This is a genomic window from Mesorhizobium sp. M1E.F.Ca.ET.063.01.1.1, assembly GCF_003998155.1.
Taxonomy (GTDB): domain Bacteria; phylum Pseudomonadota; class Alphaproteobacteria; order Rhizobiales; family Rhizobiaceae; genus Mesorhizobium.
The window spans coordinates 1-17,063 of the sequence record NZ_RZSC01000063.1 but is presented as its reverse complement, the minus strand read 5'-3'; the positions used below and the strand labels follow the sequence as shown (position 1 = coordinate 17,063).

Genomic DNA, 17,063 nt, shown 5'->3' with positions numbered 1-17,063 from the left:
ACTCCGAGTAGAAGACCGTCTCAGGCCGGCTCGGCCGCAGGGACCGTCAAACCCCTCAGAAGAGTCGAAAGCTCCGGCTCATCGATGAGCAGGGCCGCGTCGGCCACCGGCAGCCAGGCGCGTTGCCGGTTCGCGGCCTCCCGCCAGTCGGCCATCTCCTCGGCGACTTCGAGCAGGTAGACGACCACGTCGACACGGACGAAGCGGCTGGCCATGCGTTTCCAATAAGAATAGGTGCCGGCGGGCTGCTTCAGCGCCTTGCCGAGCACGCCTGCCTCCTCCTGGGCCTCGATCGCGGCCGCCTTGCGCCCGCTCTTGCCCTTCATCGGCCAGCCCTTGGGTACGATGAAGCGCCTGGTCGTGCGTGAGGTGACCAACAATATTTCGAGATTGCCGCCCTCGCTCAAACGAAAGGGGATGGCCGCCACCTGACGGATCCGCTCTCCTTTCTTTGCCTTGCGCACTGCATTCTTCTTGGCAGTTGCCATTCCAAAATCCGATGAGAGCAGCGTCCGCGCCGCGCGCTGTCCGCACACGGCAAAATCCCGCCCCTGCAAACCCTAGAGCAGTTCATCGTTTCACGGAAACGCTGAACTAACTATTTGTTTTTACGCAATTCCGGACAGAAAACCGTTATACACTTTTCCTGGAATTGCTCTAAAACCGTCCCCTTGCAATTCCGGCTCTCGCCAGCAAGTAAGTCGGCTAAATAAACCGAAAAAGGCTAAATGTCAGCGGCAAACCCGCGAAATCGTGGTGCCGATCACCTGCGACTGGCAATTCTGCTTGACGATCGGCACTTCAGGGCGAGGCTTCGGCACGATCTGCCGGTCCTGCTCGCGATAGAGCTGCTGCTGTTGCTGGAACTGCTGCCGCTGCAACTGGTTGCGGAGCGTCTGCAGTTCGTTCTGCTGGATCAGGCCATTACGGTTCGTCGGGATGACGACCTGGGCCGAGGCATCTAAAGCTGCGCCCAAAAGGGCGGCGGTCGCCAGAGACAGCGATGTCAAGACCACCAAAAAGCGAGGATGCGACATCGCTTCCTTCCCGCATGAAAATCTGAACCTGGCCGTAATATAGGGTGCTTGTCTGGATGTACCATGGTTCAGTCGACCTCGCGCAAACGATAGCCGACGCCGGTCTCGGTGATGATGTAGCGCGGCTGGTCCGGCGTCTTCTCGATCTTCTGCCTCAGCTGGCGGACGTAGACCCTGAGGTATTGCACGTCGGTCGAATCGTTCCAGAGCTGCTTCATCAGGAACTGGTGGGTGAGCACCTTGCCGGCATACTGCACGAGGATGCGCAGGATGTCGTATTCCTTGGGTGACAGCTTCACCTCCTTGCCCTCGACCTTGACGATGCGCTTCACCAGGTCGACCGACAGGTCTCCGGTCTGGAATACCGGCTTCTCGCCCTGCTGCTGGAACTTGTGGCGCAGCGCCACACGGATGCGGGCGACCAGCTCGTTCATGCCGAAGGGTTTCGTCACGTAGTCGTCGGCGCCGAGCTCGAGCGCCGAGACGATGCCGGCCTCGTCGGTGCGGCTTGAAAGGATGACAACGGGAATGTCGAGCCCGTCGTTGCGCCATTTGCCGAGCAGCTCGAGGCCGGTCATGCCGGGCAGGCCGAGGTCGAGCAGGATCAGGTCGGGCCGTTGCATCTGCATGAACTCGATCGCGGCCCTGGCGTTCGGCGCCTCGGAGACCGAATAGCCCTGGCTGCCAAGGCCGACGCGAAGCAGCTTGAGGATCGGCGGCTCGTCGTCGACGACCAGGATGCTGACGTTCTGATTGGTCATGCAGCGTCATCCGTTTTGGCGACGGCCAGGTCCGGAATTTCTTCCGGCACCGGCATGCGGATGATGAAGATCGCGCCCGGCCTGTCGGTGCGGTTCGCCGCCGAAATCGTGCCGCCCATGGCCTCGATGAAGCCGCGGCTGATCGACAGGCCAAGCCCCGTTCCGGCACGGACCTGGTCGCGCTTGCGCACGCGGTAGAAGGTATCGAAGATCCGTTCGACGTCGCCCGGCGGGATGCCCGGCCCCTCATCCATGACCTGCAGGATGACGGACCCATTGTCGACCCAGCCTTGCAGGCGGATAATCGAGCCAGGCGGCGCATATTTCGCGGCATTGTCGAGAAGGTTGAACAGCGCCTGCTCGAACAGCACGGGATCGAGCCGCAGCATCGGCAAATCCGGTGGAATATCGGTCTCGATCCTGTGCTCGCCGGTGATCTTGCTGGCACGATTGAGCGCCGATCCGACAATGTCGCCGACGTAGTGGAACGCATAGTTCGGCTCCATCGCGCCGGATTCGATCTTGGTCATGTCGAGCAGGTTGGCGATGAAGCGGTTCAGCCGTTCCGATTCATTCAGCACCGTCGCCAGGAGATCCGCCCGGTCCTTCTCCGGCAGTGCCGGCGCGAACTCCCGCAAGGTGCCTGCCGCGCCCATGATGGCGGCAAGCGGCGTCTTCAGGTCATGGGAGATGGAGGTGAGCAGCGCCGAGCGCAGCCGGTCCGCCTCGGCAGCGAGCTTGGCGCGGTCGACATCGGCGACGAGCTGGATGCGCTCGATGGCGACCGCCGCCTGGTCGGCAAGCGCGTCGAGGAGACGTTGCTGCTCTGGCGTGAGCAGCGGGCCTTGCTTGTCGTTGTCGAGCCCGACGACACCGACAGCCGTGCGGCCCGTCCGCAAGGGCAGGTATAGGCGCTTCGCGCCGGGCAGCGTGTCGGCGCCGCGGCCGGCCGGGCGGTCGTGCTCCCAGGCCCAGCGGGCCGCCGCGATGTCGGCCTCGGCCAGCGTGTCGTCCGGCGGGTAGCCGGCCTTGACGGTGATCGTGCCGTTTTCCGGCAGCAGCAGCACCACGCGCACTTTCAGCATCGAGGCGATCTGGAACGCGGTGGCCCACAGCACGTCGTCGAGCGTGCCGGCGCCGGCGAGCTTCTTCGAGAAGGAATAGATGTCCTCGGTTGCCCGTGCGCGCGAACGGGCGGCGGCCGCCTGGCGCTGCACGCGCGCCGTCAGATTGCTGGCGATGACGGCGACGACGAGGAAGGCGGCAAAGGCGACGATGCTCTCCGGGTCCCTGATCGTCAGCGTGTAGCGCGGCTCGAGGAAGAAAAAGTTGAAAGCAAGGGCACTCACAAAACAGGCGTAAAGCGCCGGCCAGAGCCCGAACGTCACCGCCGATGTCAGCACGGCCAGGAGCAGGACGCTTGCCAGATTGCGAACGTCGAAGAACTGGTCGAGAACGCTGCTGGCAGCCAGCGCGCCCGTGACAAAGACGGTGGTGACAAGGTAGGGCCAGACCTGGAACGGTCTCTGTTCCGCAGCGGCCTTGACCCTCGTCGAGGCGGCATCGGTGTCGCGCTCGGTCCGCGAAATGACATGGACGCTGATGTCGCCGGCATTGCGGATCAGATCATAGGTCAGCGAGCCCTCGATCAGTTCCCGCCAGCGCGAGCGGGTCGGCCTGCCGATGACGATATGGGTGAAGTTGTTTGCCGTCGCGTGGCGCACGATGTCCTGGGCGATGTTCTGGCCCGGAATCGTGCTCACCTCGGCGCCGAGCTGCTCGGCAAGTCGCAGGTTCGCCGCCAGCCGGTCCTTCTCCTCTTCCGACATGCCGGCCAGGCGAGGCGTGTCGACATGAAGCGCCGTCCAGGGAGCGCGGAGCCGATCGGCAAGCCGGCGCGCGTAACGGATGCGGGCGGCTCCGCCGGGACGCTGATCGACGCAGACAAGAACCCGCTCGCCGGCAGCCCACGGCCCCGGAATGGCATGGGACTGCATGTGATTGAGCAACTGCTCGTCGACGCGCTGGGCGGTGCGCCTCAGCGCCAGTTCCCGGAGGGCGGTCAGGTTGCCCGGCGAAAAATAGTTCTCGATCGCACGTTGGGCGGTGTTGGGGAAATAGACCTTGCCTTCATGCAGTCGCTTGATCAGGTCGTCGGGGGTGAGGTCGATGACCTCGATATCGTCGGCCTCGTCGATGATGGAATCGGGGACGGTCTCGCGCACCCGGACGCGCGTGATCTGCGCCACGACATCGTTCAGGCTTTCGACATGCTGGATGTTGAGCGTCGTGTAGACGTCGATGCCTTGCGCCAGGATTTCCTGCACATCGAGATAGCGCTTGGGATGGCGGCTGCCGGGTGCGTTGGTGTGGGCGAGCTCGTCGACCAGAACCAGTTCCGGTCGCCTTTTCAGGATGGCATCGATATCCATCTCGTCGAGGGTGTGCCCCCGGTATTCCACCTGCCGGCGGGGCGTCACCTCGTAGCCGTCGAGCAGCGCCTGGGTTTCCTTGCGGCCGTGCGTTTCGACGACGCCAACCACAACGTCGATGCCGTCGGCGAGGCGGGCGCGGCCCGCCATCAGCATCTCATAGGTCTTGCCGACACCTGGCGCCGCGCCGAGGAATAGGCGCAAACGGCCGCGGCCCTCCCGCTCTGCATGCTCCAGCAGCGCGTCGGGGGATGGTCTGTTCTCGAGGTTGGTCCTGTCGTCCGGCATCAGGTCCAATCATGAATTGCGCCGGGGGTCGTGTCGATCCCCGACGCGGTGCTGATCACTTCAGGTCGTCCAGCGCCAGGTTGAGGGCGAGCACATTGACCACCGGCTCACCCATGAAACCAAGCTCGCGGTCCTCGACATGGCTGTCAACCAGCGCTTTCACCTTGGCTTCATCGATGCCGCGCGACTTGGCAACCCGCGGAACCTGGAAATAGGCGGCCTCGGGGCTGATGTCAGGATCGAGGCCGCTGCCGGACGTCGTGACGAGGTCCATCGGCACCGGCGCGTTCGGGTTCTCAGCCTTCAGCTTCTCGGCGTCGCCCTTGATGCGCTCGATCAGCTTCGCATTGGTCGGCCCGAGATTCGAGCCGCTGGAGGCGGCCGCGTTGTAGCCGTCGCCGGCGGCCGACGGCCTGCCATGGAAGTAACGATCGCTGGCGAAGGCCTGGCCGATCAATTCGGAGCCAATGACCTTGCCATCTTTTTCGATGAGGCTGCCATTGGCCTGTTTGGGAAACAGCGCCTGGGCAATACCGGTCATGCCGATCGGGTAGATGAGGCCGGTGAGAACCGTGAAGAAGACGATCATGACGATCGCGGGTCTGAGTTGCTTGAGCATCGGAGTGATCCTTATGCGAGGCCGAGGGCCGTGACGATCATGTCGATCGCCTTGATGCCGACGAACGGCACGACGATGCCGCCGAGGCCGTAGACGAGCAGGTTGCGGGTGAGCAGCGCGCCGGCGCCGATGGCGCGGTATTTCACGCCCTTCAGCGACAACGGGATCAGCGCGATGATGATCAGCGCGTTGAAAATGATGGCCGACAGGATGGCGCTTTGCGGCGTCGCCAGATGCATGACGTTGAGCGCCTGCAGCGGGCCGGCGGATTGGCCGGGCGCGACATAAAAGACCGCGAACATCGCCGGGATGATGGCGAAATACTTGGCCACGTCGTTGGCGATCGAGAACGTCGTCAGCGAGCCGCGCGTCATCAGCAGCGCCTTGCCGATCTCGACGATCTCGATCAGCTTCGTGGGGTCGCTGTCGAGATCGACCATGTTGCCGGCTTCGCGCGCGGCGACCGTGCCGGTGTTCATGGCGACGCCGACATCGGCCTGAGCGAGCGCCGGCGCATCGTTGGTGCCGTCGCCGCACATGGCGACCAGCTTGCCCTTGGCCTGCTCCTCGCGGATCAGCGACAGCTTGTTCTCGGGCGTTGCCTGGGCGAGGAAGTCGTCGACGCCGGCCTCGGCCGCGATAGCCGCCGCCGTCAACGGATTGTCGCCGGTGATCATCACCGTGCGGATACCCATCTTGCGAAGCTCCGCGAAACGCTCGCGGATGCCGCCCTTGACGATGTCCTTGAGGTGGACGATGCCGAGCAGGCGACCGTCGCGTTCGACCGCAAGCGGTGTGCCGCCGGCCTTTCCGATCTCGTCGGCGATGGCCTGCAGATCGCGGATCGTGTCGCTTGTCGGACGCGCGCCATGGGACGTGGCCGCCGCCTGGCTGACATGAGCCAGCACCGCATCGACCGCGCCCTTGCGCACCGACGAGCCGTCGAGGTCGACGCCGCTCATGCGGGTCTGCGCGGTGAAGGGCACGAAGGTCGCATGCAATGTGGCCATGTCGCGGGCGCGGATGCCGTATTTTTCCTTGGCGAGCACGACGATCGAGCGGCCTTCCGGCGTCTCATCCGCCAGCGAAGCAAGCTGCGCCGCATCCGCCAGCTCCTGTTCGGTGACGCCCTTGACCGGACGGAACTCGGTCGCCTGACGGTTGCCGAGCGTGATGGTGCCGGTCTTGTCCAGGAGCAGCGTGTCGACGTCGCCGGCGGCCTCGACGGCGCGGCCGGACATGGCGAGCACGTTGAAGCGCACCAGGCGGTCCATGCCGGCGATGCCGATGGCCGAGAGCAGCGCGCCGATCGTGGTCGGGATCAGCGTCACGAAGAGAGCGACGAGGATCGTCACCGGGATATAGCCGCCCGAATAGGAGGCGAAGCTCGGGATGGTCGCGGTGGCCAGAACGAAGATCAGCGTCATGCCGACGAGAAGGATGTTGAGCGCGATCTCGTTCGGCGTCTTCTGGCGCTCGGCGCCCTCGACCAGCGAGATCATGCGATCGAGGAAGGTGTGGCCGGAGGCGGCGCTGATGCGCACGCGGATCCAGTCGGACAGCACTTGCGTGCCGCCGGTGACGGCCGACCGGTCGCCGCCGGATTCGCGGATGACGGGCGCGGATTCACCCGTGATCGCGGCTTCGTTGACGGAGGCCACGCCTTCGATCACCTCGCCGTCCGAGGGGATAATGTCGCCGGCTTCGACCAGCACGACATCGCCCACCTTCAGGCTGGTGCCGGGCACGAGCTTGAACTTCGAACGATCCTCGCCGTTGACGAGCAGCTTAGCCTGGGTCTCGGTGCGCGCCTTGCGCAGCGAGTCGGCCTGCGCCTTGCCGCGGCCTTCGGCCACGGCCTCGGCGAAGTTGGCGAACAGCACGGTGAACCACAGCCAGATGATGATCTGCAGGGTGAAGCCGAGATTGCCGCCGCCGGCGATCAGGTCGCGAACGAAAAGCACGGTGGTGAGCAGCGAGACGACCGCGACGACGAACATCACCGGATTACGGACCAGCGTGCGCGGATCGAGCTTGCGGAAGGCGCCGCCGATGGCGGGCACCAGGATGCGGGCATCCAGAATGCTCGCGGATTTGGACTGGCTCATTTCGAGGCTCCAGTATCGGTGATGTTGGACGGCGCCGGGTGCTCGGTCTTCGGAAACAGGCGCGGAAGACCGGTCGCCAGCAGCCACAGCACGAACAGCACGGCTGCCATGCCAAGGAAGGTGGAAAGCGTCGGGAAAGGACGAGGCCTCTCGTCCCTTCCGTCGTCGGGCCTTCCGCCACCGGCCTGGTGACGGTCGTCCCGGCGTATGTGGATGAACCAGGGCATGGTCATCTCAGAAAGTCTGTCCATGGATCATCGCCAGGTGTTCGACGATCGGACCGACGGCGAGCGACGGGAAGAAGGTGAGGCCGCCGACGATGATGATGACGCCGACCAGCAGGCCGACGAACAGCGTGCCGTCCGTCGGGAAGGTGCCGGCCGAAGCGGGCACGGTCTTTTTCGCCGCCAGCGAGCCGGCGATGGCGAGAGCCGGGATGATGACCAGGAAGCGGCCCATCAGCATGCCGATGGCACCCGTAAGGTTGAACCAGGGCGTGTTGCCGGTGAGTCCGGCAAAGGCCGAGCCGTTGTTCGCTGCCGACGAGGTGTAGGCGTAGAGCACCTCGGAGAAGCCGTGCGGGCCGCCATTGGCCATCGAGGCCACGGCGCTCGGCAAGACCACCGCGATGGCGGTGAAGATCAGCATCGCCAGCGGCAGGCACAGAATGGCGAGCATCGCCATCTTTACCTCCTTGGCCTCGATCTTCTTGCCGAGATACTCCGGCGTGCGGCCGACCATCAGGCCGGCGACGAAGACGGCGATGACGACGAACATCAGGATGCCGTAGAAGCCGGCGCCGACACCGCCGACGATGACTTCGCCGAGCTGCATGTTGATGATCGGGATCATGCCGCCGAGCGCGGTGAAAGAGTCATGCATGGCGTTGACGGCGCCGCAGGAGGCAGCGGTGGTGATGACCGCGAACAGCGCCGAGAGCGCGATGCCGAAGCGCGTCTCCTTGCCTTCCATATTGCCGCCGTCGATGCCGAGCGCATGGACCAGCGGGTTGCCGGCGGCCTCGGCCCAGTAGCAGACGATGACGCCGGCGAGGAACAGCACGCCCATCGAGGCAAGGATCGCCCAGCCCTGGCGCTCACTGCCGACCATGCGGCCGAAGACGTTGGTGAGACCGGCGCCGAGCGCGAAGATCGTCAGCATCTGAATGAGGTTGGAGATCGCGTCCGGATTCTCGAAAGGATGCGCGGCGTTGGCGTTGAAGAAGCCGCCGCCATTGGTGCCCAGCATCTTGATAGCGATCTGCGATGCGACCGGGCCGAGCGCGATCGTCTGCTTGGCGCCTTCCAGCGTGGCGGCGTCGACATAAGGCCCGAGCGTCTGCGGGATGCCCAGCCAGACATAGACGAGCGTGAGCACGATGCAGGCCGGCAGGAGCACGTAGAGCGTGCAGCGGGTAAGATCGACCCAGAAATTGCCGATCGACTTGCCGGAAGCGCGGGCAAAGCCGCTGATCAAGGCAACCGCAATGGCGATACCGGTGGCGGCCGAAACGAAGTTCTGCACGGTGAGGCCGGCCATCTGCACGAGATAGGACATCGTGCTCTCGCCGCCGTAATTCTGCCAGTTGGTGTTTGTGACGAAGCTTGCGGCGGTGTTGAAGGCAAGGCCAGGCTCAACCGCGGTCATGCCCGCCGGATTGTAGGGCAGGGTGCCCTGCAGCCGCTGCAGGGCGTAAAGAACGAGGAAGCCGGCGAGATTGAAGAGCAGCATGCCCGTCGTGTAGACGGCCCAGTGCTGTTCTTCCCTGTCGCTCGTTCCGGCGAGGCGATAGAGGCCACGCTCGATCGGGACGAGCACCGGCGAAAGCAAGGTCCGGTCGCCGTTGAAGACCCGGAACATATAGCCGCCGAGGGGCTTCACAAGCAAAACCAGGATCCCACAGTAGAGAAGGATCTGTATCCAGCCGTATATTGTCATGACATGGCTTCCCGTGGGTCTGTACGATCAAAAGCGCTCAGGGCGGATGAGCGCATAGGTGAGATAGGCGAGCAGGAACAAAGTCACCGCACCGCCGAGGATGAAATCGAGGATCATGGTTCTGTCCTTCCGCTCAGATTCCGTCGCAGGCTTTGACGTAGGCTAAGGACAGGGCGAAGAATAAAATCCCGATCCCGAGAACAATTAGGTCCATTTCAGGCATTCCTTGCTTTCGACTTGTGTTCGCAGCCCGTGCGGGCGGGCTCAGAACTGCACGCGACGGCGCGTCACCTTGGCGGTGACGGCGATCAAAGCGTTCTTTTGAAAGGAAATATGGACCCGATCGCCATAAAGGTTCGAGACGAGGCGGGAAGGAAAGATATAGGAATTTTATAGTGGTTTTGGCGGGTCGCCCTTTGGTTTGACAGTGCGGCAAAATCGACCTGTAACTATCCTACTTTTCCGCCAGCGGCGACTGAGCGCGGGTGCGATCCCGCCTAAATGCATTGCAGTTAACTATTTGATTTAATAGGATTTTATCCGCAATTGCCATGCGTGTTAGTTTCTTACATACTCATCTTGTTTGATTGCCTGTGGCCTGCGGGCGGATAATCGCAAATATGGTGGTCCCAGAAACGGGCAGGAAGGGCTGAGCAATGACCGAAGCTGACAGCCAGGCGCTGCGTATTCCGAGCGAGGAAGGCGACAGGCACGATCATGTCAGACGCTTCCCGGACATTATTTCGCAGGTGAAGGACAGTTACGCGGATTTGCGTCCGGCCGAACGCCGCGTCGCCGATGTCGTGCTCGACGACGTCAAATATGCGGTCGGCGCGTCGAATGCCGCGCTTGCGCAGCGCGCGCAGGTCAGCGAGCCGACGGTCACCCGTTTCTGCCGCGCCATCGGCTGCGAGGGCGTGCGCGATTTCAAGCTGAAGCTGGCGCAGAGCCTCGTCGTCGGCGCGCTCTATCTCAGCACCAGGCCGCAACCCGTGAACAGCGACAGCGGCATGCCATTCTGGAACGCCGTGTTCGGCGAGGCGCGGCGCGCGCTGCAGGAGGCGGAGCGGCAGATCGATCCGGGGCAATTGCAGAAGGCGGCGGAGCTGATCGCCAAGGCGCGGCAGGTGACGGTGTTCGGCCTCGGCGGCAGTTCGTCGGCCCTGGCGCAGGAGACGCAATACCGCCTGTTCCGCTATGGCATCACGATCAGCGCGCAATGCGATCCGTACCTGATGCGCATGACGGCTTCGACGCTGAAGCCGGGCGACCTGGTGATCGCGATCTCGGCCACCGGCCGCACCCGAGAAGTGATCGAGGCGGTGGAGCTGGCCAAGCATTACCGCGCCGATGCGATCTGCGTGACGGCGCCGGACACCGAGCTGTCGCGCGTTTGCGACGTGCGGCTGACGATGGCGGTTCCCGAATATCCCGACACGCTGAAGCCGACCGCTTCGCGCTACGCCTTCCTCGCGGCCATCGACCTTCTGGCGGTGGCGTCCGCCTACAAGCTCGACGGCCCGGCGCGCGAGACGGTGCGCCGCATCAAGTACAACGCCCAGATCCATCGGACCGGGAAGGAGATGGAGCCATTGGGAGATTAGCGGCCATCCCTTCTCCCACAAGGGGAGAAGGAGAAGGCGCCGCCGCCGGCTTCGCCGAGGAATTCGAACTGCAAAAGGGAACGAAGAAGAATGCTCGACATCGCACCATCGCAGCAGGCGGGCACATGGCTCGGCTCCTTCGGCCGGGCGCTCGAGGCCGGCGACATCGAGGCGGCGACCAACCTTTTCGTGGACGACGGCTACTGGCGCGATCTGCTGACCTTCACATGGAATATCAAGACCATGGAGGGCCAGGCGGCGATCCGCGAGATGCTGAAGGCGATGCTGTCATCGGCGAAACCGTCTCACTGGCGCCTGTCGGGCGAGGCGAGCTCGGACGAAGGCACGATCGAGGCCTGGTTCACATTCGAGACGGCCGTGGCGCGGGGCGAGGGCATCCTGCGGCTCAAGGACGGCCGCTGCCGGACGCTGTTCACCGCGATGAGCGAGCTTAAAGGTTTCGAGGAGCAGAAAGGTCCGGACCGGCCGCTCGGCATCCGCCACAAGGCCGATCCCGGGCGCGAGACCTGGGCGGAGAAAAGGGCACGTGAGGCGCGCGACCTCGGCGTGCACGAGCAGCCCTATTGCCTGGTGATCGGCGGCGGCCAGGGAGGCATCATGCTCGGCGCCCGGCTGCGGCAGCTCGGCGTTCCCGCGCTTATCATCGAGAAGAACGCGCGCGCCGGCGATTCCTGGCGCAACCGCTATCGCTCGCTCGTGCTGCACGATCCGGTCTGGTATGACCATCTGCCTTACATTCCGTTCCCGGAGAACTGGCCGGTCTTCACGCCCAAGGACAAGATGGGCGACTGGCTGGAAATGTATGCCCGCGTCATGGAGCTGAACTACTGGGTCGCCACCAGATGCATCAGCGCCGCCTATGACGAGGTTGAAAAGGTCTGGACGGTGGTGGTCGACCGTGTCGGCCAGCGCATCACGCTGAAGCCGAAGCACATCGTCTTCGCCACCGGCGCCTATGGGCCGCCGCGGCAGATCGAATTGCCCGGCGCCGGCAGCTTCAAGGGCGAGCTCCTGCATTCCAGCCAGTATTCGACCGGCGAGAAGTTCCGCGGCAAACGCGTCGCGGTGATCGGCGCGGCAAGCTCGGGCCACGACGTCAGCGTCGATCTCTGGGAGGCCGGCGCCAAGGTCACGATGGTCCAGCGTTCGCCGACGACGGTGGTGAAGTCCGACACGCTGATGGAGGTCGGCTTTGAGATCTTTTCCGAAAAGGCGCTGGCGCGCGGCATCACCACTGACAAGGCGGACATGATCGTCGCCTCGACGCCGTTCGCGCTGGTGCCGAAAGGCCAGCGGGCGCTCTATAACGTCATCCGCGAGCGCGACGCGGATTTCTACGAGCGGCTCGGCGACAGCGGCTTCGCCATCGACTTCGGCGAGGACGAGACCGGGCTTTTGATGAAGGCCTATCGCACTGGTTCGGGCTTTTACATCGATGTCGGCGCCTGCGAGCTGATCCTGAACGGCGAGATCGCGGTGAAGAGCGGCGTCGGCATCAAATCGCTGACGCCGAACGGCATCCTGTTCGAGGACGGCAGCGAGCTTGCGGTCGATGCGATCGTCTGCTGCACCGGCTTTCAGTCGATGAACGAGACGGTTGCGGGGATCGTCTCGCGCGAGGTCGCCGACAAGGTCGGGCCATGCTGGGGCCTCGGCTCCGGCGTCAAGGGCGATCCCGGCCCGTGGCAGGGCGAATTGCGCAACATGTGGAAGCCTACGGCGCAGGAAGCGCTGTGGTTCCACGGCGGCAACCTCGCGCTGTCGCGCTTCTACTCGAAATTCGTGGCGCTGCAGCTCAAGGCGCGCATGGAAGGGATCGCCACGCCGGTTTACGGCGAGCCGAGCAATTCGCGGCGGTGACGTTGCGATCTCCCCCCTTGAGGGGTAGATGCCCGGCAGGGCAGAGGGGGTCGGTCCGACTGGGCTCGCCATCCTGCAACAGATAAGGGTTGGCGCTTCACGCGCGGCGACCCCCTCTGTCGCCTTCGGCGACATCTCCCCCTCGAGGGGGGGAGATTCACCCCCGCCCAAAATGCCTGGCCGCAACCTCGACATGCATGTGTTGCGCATGCGCCTCGAAGCGTTCGGTCTCATCGTGGTTGGACGCCTCGTTCGGCCACCATTTGCCGCCGATGACGATGCCGTTGGAGACCAGTCGCCGATCCGCGACCAGTGAGGCGCCGACCGCGTCGACGAAGGTGAAGCGGCCGGGCAGCAACCTAAGTACCGCGATATCGCCGATGCCGCCGACTTTCAGCACGCCGAGCTCTGCCTTGGCGACCGCCTCGGCCGGACGCACAGTCGCCGCGCGCAGCACCTCGACCAGCGGCATGCCGAGCGCCATGAGCTTCGACATGCAGACAAGAATGTCGAAGGCGGGGCCATCGACGCAGTAGAGGTGCACGTCGCTCGAGATGACGTCCGGCGCCAGGCCTTCGGCGAGCATGGCCTTGGCGACTTCGAAGTCGAAGGAGCCCATGCCGTGGCCGATGTCGAAGATGACGCCGCGCTCGCGCGCCAAGCGCATGTCCGGCCGCACCGCGCCGGAAGCGAAGACCGGCGCGTTGGGAAACGGGCGGAAGCAGTGGGTGAGGATGTCGCCCCGGCGCAGCCTGGGCAGCACTTCCGAGCGGCCTGGCGGCGGCTCGTCGATATGCGCCATCAGCGGCAGGCCGACCTTGTCGGCGGCTTCGAGCGCGAGGTCGACCGGTGCGATGCCGCTGGTGCCGCTGGCGTGGCGGCCCGAGCGGACCTTGACGCCGACGACGACGTCGGCGTGCTCGCGCACCGCCGCCACGGTGTCGCGTGGCTCGCAGAGCCTGAGGTCACTGCATTCGCCGACGGACACGGTCTTGGCGAAGCCGAATATGCCGGCGAAGGAGATGTTGACATAAGCCAGGATGCGGACCTTCGAGCGCTCGATGACATGGCGGCGAAAGCCCAGGAAATTGCCGGCGCCGGCACTGCCGGCGTCGATGAAGGTGGTGGTGCCGCTCTTGGCCGCAAGCCTGTCGGCGTCGACGCCGAGCGAAGTTCCGCCCCAATAGACATGGCTGTGCAGGTCGACGAGGCCAGGGGTGACGATGCAGTCCCTCGCGTCGACGACCTCACGGGCGGTCCCGGCATCGATGGCGGCGTCGATCGCGGCGACGCGGCCATCGGCGATGGCAACGTCGCGCGGCGCATCGAGGTTAGACGCCGGGTCGATCACTCGGCCGCCCTTGATCAGCAGATCGAACTGCATCGACGCCTCCGTTGCTGTTTCGTTGCGATTAGACCGGCCTATAGGCGACCGCTTCGATCTCGATCTTGATGTCGATCATCAGGCGGGATTCGACGGTGGTGCGTGCCGGCGGGTCCTTCGGGAAATGTTTTGCGTAGACCGTGTTGAAGGTGCCGAAGTCGCGGGCATCCTCCAGCCAGACGGTGGTCTTCACCACATCGTCCATGGTGCAGCCGGCAAGCGCCAGCGCAGCCTTGACGTTCTGCAGCACCTGCTCGGCGTGCTCTGCAATCCCGCCCTTGACCACCAGCCCGTCGCTGCCCACCGGTACCTGGCCGGAGATATAGACGAAATCGCCGGCCCGCACGGCGGGCGAGAGCGGGACATGCGATTTTCCAAAGCACTGCTTGGGCAAGTGAGCCTCCTTTATCGACTGGATGGGGTTCTTATAGCCGTCTACGCCTGTCGGCGTGATCCTCATAGGGCCGATGTCGGAAAGCAACATTTTTTCAAAATCCATGTTGCTTTATTACAGAAGCCTGAGCATCTTGCGCGTCAAAGCCGATCGGCAACTCGTAGCCGCCAGCGGTATGCATGAGAGAGGGGGATCCGATGACCTTCGACAAGAATCCGTTTCCGGAAGGCGATGCCGACCGCCACGCGCTTTGGGAAATGCTGGTGCGGCGCGACATCGATGCCTTCCTCGGCCAGGACTGGTCGATGGTCGAGGACGACTTCGTCGCCGAGAGCTTCTTCGGCATGCATGCGCATTTCCTTGCTAATGCCGATGCCTGGCGCCTGCAGTTCCCGAGGCTGGACGTCTATCGCGACGAATGGCTGCGGCAGGCCAAGGAAACTGCGGCGACGAAATTCGCCGAGCCGCTGCGCGAGGCGCTGTTCCGTGTGACCAACATGCGCGACATCGACGTCGACGGCGACCGCGCGGTGCTGCACAAGAAATTCGATGGTTCCGTGGCCAAGGCGGACGGTGGCGTCGACAGGCTCAAATGGCAGACGCTCTACTTCTGCCGCAAGGTCGGCGGTCGCTGGAAGATCGCCGGCTTCGTCGGCTATCTGCCGCATCCGCTGGGGAGCTAATGCATGTCGCCCAAAAGTGCGCAGCGGTTTTGGGAGAACGACATGCATCAAAACAAAGACTTAAAGCGCGTCGCCTGAATTCATTTCAGCGCGACGCGCTTTAGACGGGGAGCCAAAGGCCAGCAGGCAATCGCCTCCGGAGGGCATCCTAAGCCAGGCGCGGCAACCGTTCGTCCGGCGAGCGGTGGTCGAACACGACCCCCATGGTCTTACCAACCGCGGCCATGACGATCAGTTCGACCAGATGGTCGTCGCTGTCCTCGCAGGTGGGGTCACCTTGGCGGATGACGTCGAGCATCGCCCGGGTCGAGATGGTGTCGCCGGCGCGAAATTTCGAAAGTGCGGACAAAACAAGATCTTGCACCGTCGGGTCCATGACGGGCACCTCCGCAGCGACGTTCATTGGCCTCCTCCTGCCATGAACCCTCCCTGAAAGGATGATACGCCAATGGTTGGATTGCGCCAGCGAAATGGTGGTCCGACCAGTGCGGCTGGCGACAAGCTACCGCCATTGTTCCTTTAAAGCGCGTCGCGCTGAAACGGATTCAGGCGACGCGCTTCAAGTCTTTGTATTTACGCATGTCGCTTTCCCAAAACCGCCGCGCACTTTTCGGGCGACATGCCTTAGGTGTGGAACACCGGGCTGGCGGCCACGCCGCGCGCTCGACGCATCGCGCTCGGGTTGCTAAGTCCCTCTCGCGCAGGGAGACCAGTCGAGTCGAGATATGACGGTTGCGATCGAGATGGGGCAGACGACGGCGGGCGCGCCGGCGACCCTCGACCTTGAGGAATTGCTGGCGACCCGCCTGCTGGTGCAGGGCAATTCGGGCTCGGGCAAGTCGCATCTTCTGCGCCGGCTGCTGGAGCAGAGCGCGCCCTGGGTGCAGCAGACCATCATCGACCCGGAAGGCGACTTCGTCTCGCTCGGCGAGCGCTACGGCCATCTGGTGATCGATGCGGAGGACCATACCGAGCGCGGCCTGCAGGCGGCCGGCGAGCGGGCGCGCATCCACCGCGTCTCGACGGTGCTCAACCTCGAAGGGCTCGATGCCGAGAACCAGATGCGGCGCGCCGCCGCCTTCCTCGGCGGCCTGTTCGAAGTCGCGCGCGACCATTGGTACCCTATGCTGGTGGTGGTGGACGAGGCGCAACTCTTCGCGCCGGCCGCCGCCGGCGAGGTTTCCGACGAGGCGCGCAAGCTTTCGCTTGGCGCCATGACCAATTTGATGTGCCGCGGCCGCAAGCGCGGACTTGCCGGCATCATCGCCACACAGCGGCTGGCGAAGCTCGCCAAAAACGTCGCCGCCGAGGCCTCCAACTTCCTCATGGGCCGGACTTTCCTCGACATCGACATGGCGCGCGCCGCCGACCTGCTCGGCATGGAGCGGCGGCAGGCGGAGGCTTTTCGCGACCTTGAGCGCGGGCATTTCATGGCGCTCGGACCGGCATTGTCGCGCCGTCCGCTGAGCGTACGGATCGGTTCGACCGAAACGAGCCCACGCAACGGCACGCCGCGGCTGATGCCGCTGCCGGAAGCGATGCTGGAGGATGCGCGCTCGATCATCCTGGCCGCGCCGCCGCCGGAGACTGTGCGGCCACAGCGCCGGCCTTCGCCGGACCTGCTCGACCAATTGATGGCGGCCAAGGCGGCTCCGCTGGACATCCGTCCAGAACCGGCCGAACCGCAGCCGAGCGCCGAGGATCTCGCCGAGCGGCGCGAGCGGATGGACCGCATCCTGCGCGCCATCCTGGCCGAACCCGACGCGGGGTTCCGCGTCATCGGCGTGCTCTACCAGGAGTTCGTGGTCCGCTGCCGGATCGAGGGGCTCGCCTCGGTCGTGCCCGACCTTTCGGAATTCCGCCGCATGCTGACGCGCGCCCGCGCCGGCGTCGGCTCGGACATGGCCGCGGACGATGCGTGGCGGGACGTTTCG

General features: G+C 64.4%; 16 protein-coding genes. 4 read left to right on the top strand and 12 right to left on the bottom strand.

Annotated features, from left to right (window positions below; all coding sequences use genetic code 11):
* Positions 1 to 20 precede the first annotated feature (20 nt).
* The 9 genes from EOA29_RS07980 to EOA29_RS07940 form a co-directional block, all read right to left on the bottom strand.
* The gene (locus EOA29_RS07980) at positions 21 to 488 is read right to left on the bottom strand and encodes an NUDIX hydrolase (protein WP_126091971.1); all 468 of its coding nucleotides are present in this window, start codon (positions 486 to 488) and stop codon (positions 21 to 23) included.
* Positions 489 to 731: 243 nt separating this feature from the next.
* Entirely contained in the window at positions 732 to 1,037 is a 306-nt protein-coding gene (locus EOA29_RS07975; RefSeq protein ID WP_126091972.1) for a hypothetical protein, read from the bottom strand.
* A 68-nt stretch (positions 1,038 to 1,105) separates the two neighbouring features.
* The gene (locus EOA29_RS07970) at positions 1,106 to 1,798 is read right to left on the bottom strand and encodes a response regulator transcription factor (RefSeq protein ID WP_126091973.1); all 693 of its coding nucleotides are present in this window, start codon (positions 1,796 to 1,798) and stop codon (positions 1,106 to 1,108) included.
* Entirely contained in the window at positions 1,795 to 4,518 is a 2,724-nt protein-coding gene (locus EOA29_RS07965; protein WP_126091974.1) for a sensor histidine kinase KdpD, read from the bottom strand. The genes EOA29_RS07970 and EOA29_RS07965 overlap by 4 nt, the downstream gene beginning before the upstream one ends.
* A gap of 55 nt (positions 4,519 to 4,573) precedes the next feature.
* Positions 4,574 to 5,137 (bottom strand): potassium-transporting ATPase subunit KdpC, encoded by a 564-nt coding sequence (gene kdpC, locus EOA29_RS07960; protein WP_126091975.1) that lies wholly within the window; start codon positions 5,135 to 5,137, stop codon positions 4,574 to 4,576.
* An 11-nt stretch (positions 5,138 to 5,148) separates the two neighbouring features.
* On the bottom strand, positions 5,149 to 7,245 hold the full coding sequence (gene kdpB, locus EOA29_RS07955) for a potassium-transporting ATPase subunit KdpB (protein ID WP_126091976.1): 2,097 nt from the start codon (positions 7,243 to 7,245) through the stop codon (positions 5,149 to 5,151).
* Positions 7,242 to 7,496 (bottom strand): hypothetical protein, encoded by a 255-nt coding sequence (locus EOA29_RS07950; RefSeq protein WP_245464878.1) that lies wholly within the window; start codon positions 7,494 to 7,496, stop codon positions 7,242 to 7,244. The genes kdpB and EOA29_RS07950 overlap by 4 nt, the downstream gene beginning before the upstream one ends.
* Entirely contained in the window at positions 7,480 to 9,183 is a 1,704-nt protein-coding gene (gene kdpA, locus EOA29_RS07945) for a potassium-transporting ATPase subunit KdpA (protein WP_126091977.1), read from the bottom strand. The genes EOA29_RS07950 and kdpA overlap by 17 nt, the downstream gene beginning before the upstream one ends.
* 27 nt (positions 9,184 to 9,210) lie before the next feature.
* A complete protein-coding gene (locus tag EOA29_RS07940; RefSeq protein WP_126091978.1) occupies positions 9,211 to 9,300 on the bottom strand; it encodes a K(+)-transporting ATPase subunit F in 90 nt (29 codons plus the stop codon).
* 539 nt (positions 9,301 to 9,839) lie between these two features.
* On the opposite strand from EOA29_RS07940, the gene EOA29_RS07935 reads away from it, so the two are divergent.
* Together EOA29_RS07935 and EOA29_RS07930 are read left to right on the top strand one after the other, a co-directional pair.
* A complete protein-coding gene (locus tag EOA29_RS07935) occupies positions 9,840 to 10,787 on the top strand; it encodes a MurR/RpiR family transcriptional regulator (protein ID WP_126091979.1) in 948 nt (315 codons plus the stop codon).
* A gap of 90 nt (positions 10,788 to 10,877) precedes the next feature.
* Entirely contained in the window at positions 10,878 to 12,668 is a 1,791-nt protein-coding gene (locus tag EOA29_RS07930) for an NAD(P)/FAD-dependent oxidoreductase (protein WP_126091980.1), read from the top strand.
* A gap of 157 nt (positions 12,669 to 12,825) precedes the next feature.
* Here the strand turns inward: EOA29_RS07930 and EOA29_RS07925 are convergent, their stop codons facing one another.
* Complete coding sequence (locus EOA29_RS07925) at positions 12,826 to 14,052, bottom strand: amidohydrolase/deacetylase family metallohydrolase (protein ID WP_126091981.1); 1,227 nt, start codon at positions 14,050 to 14,052, stop codon at positions 12,826 to 12,828.
* A 28-nt stretch (positions 14,053 to 14,080) separates the two neighbouring features.
* On the bottom strand, positions 14,081 to 14,446 hold the full coding sequence (locus tag EOA29_RS07920; protein ID WP_126095752.1) for a RidA family protein: 366 nt from the start codon (positions 14,444 to 14,446) through the stop codon (positions 14,081 to 14,083).
* Positions 14,447 to 14,643: 197 nt separating this feature from the next.
* On the opposite strand from EOA29_RS07920, the gene EOA29_RS07915 reads away from it, so the two are divergent.
* Positions 14,644 to 15,129 carry a hypothetical protein gene (locus tag EOA29_RS07915; RefSeq protein ID WP_126091982.1) on the top strand — a complete coding sequence of 162 codons (486 nt, stop codon included), beginning with the start codon at positions 14,644 to 14,646 and terminating at the stop codon, positions 15,127 to 15,129.
* Between the two features lie 148 nt (positions 15,130 to 15,277).
* On the opposite strand, the gene EOA29_RS07910 is transcribed toward EOA29_RS07915, so the two are convergent.
* Positions 15,278 to 15,532, bottom strand: coding sequence for a hypothetical protein (locus EOA29_RS07910; protein WP_126091983.1), 255 nt, complete (start codon positions 15,530 to 15,532; stop codon positions 15,278 to 15,280).
* 322 nt (positions 15,533 to 15,854) lie between these two features.
* Here EOA29_RS07910 and EOA29_RS07905 point away from each other — a divergent pair.
* The coding region (locus EOA29_RS07905; protein WP_145969639.1) for an ATP-binding protein at positions 15,855 to 17,063 on the top strand (1,209 nt) is incomplete at its 3' end.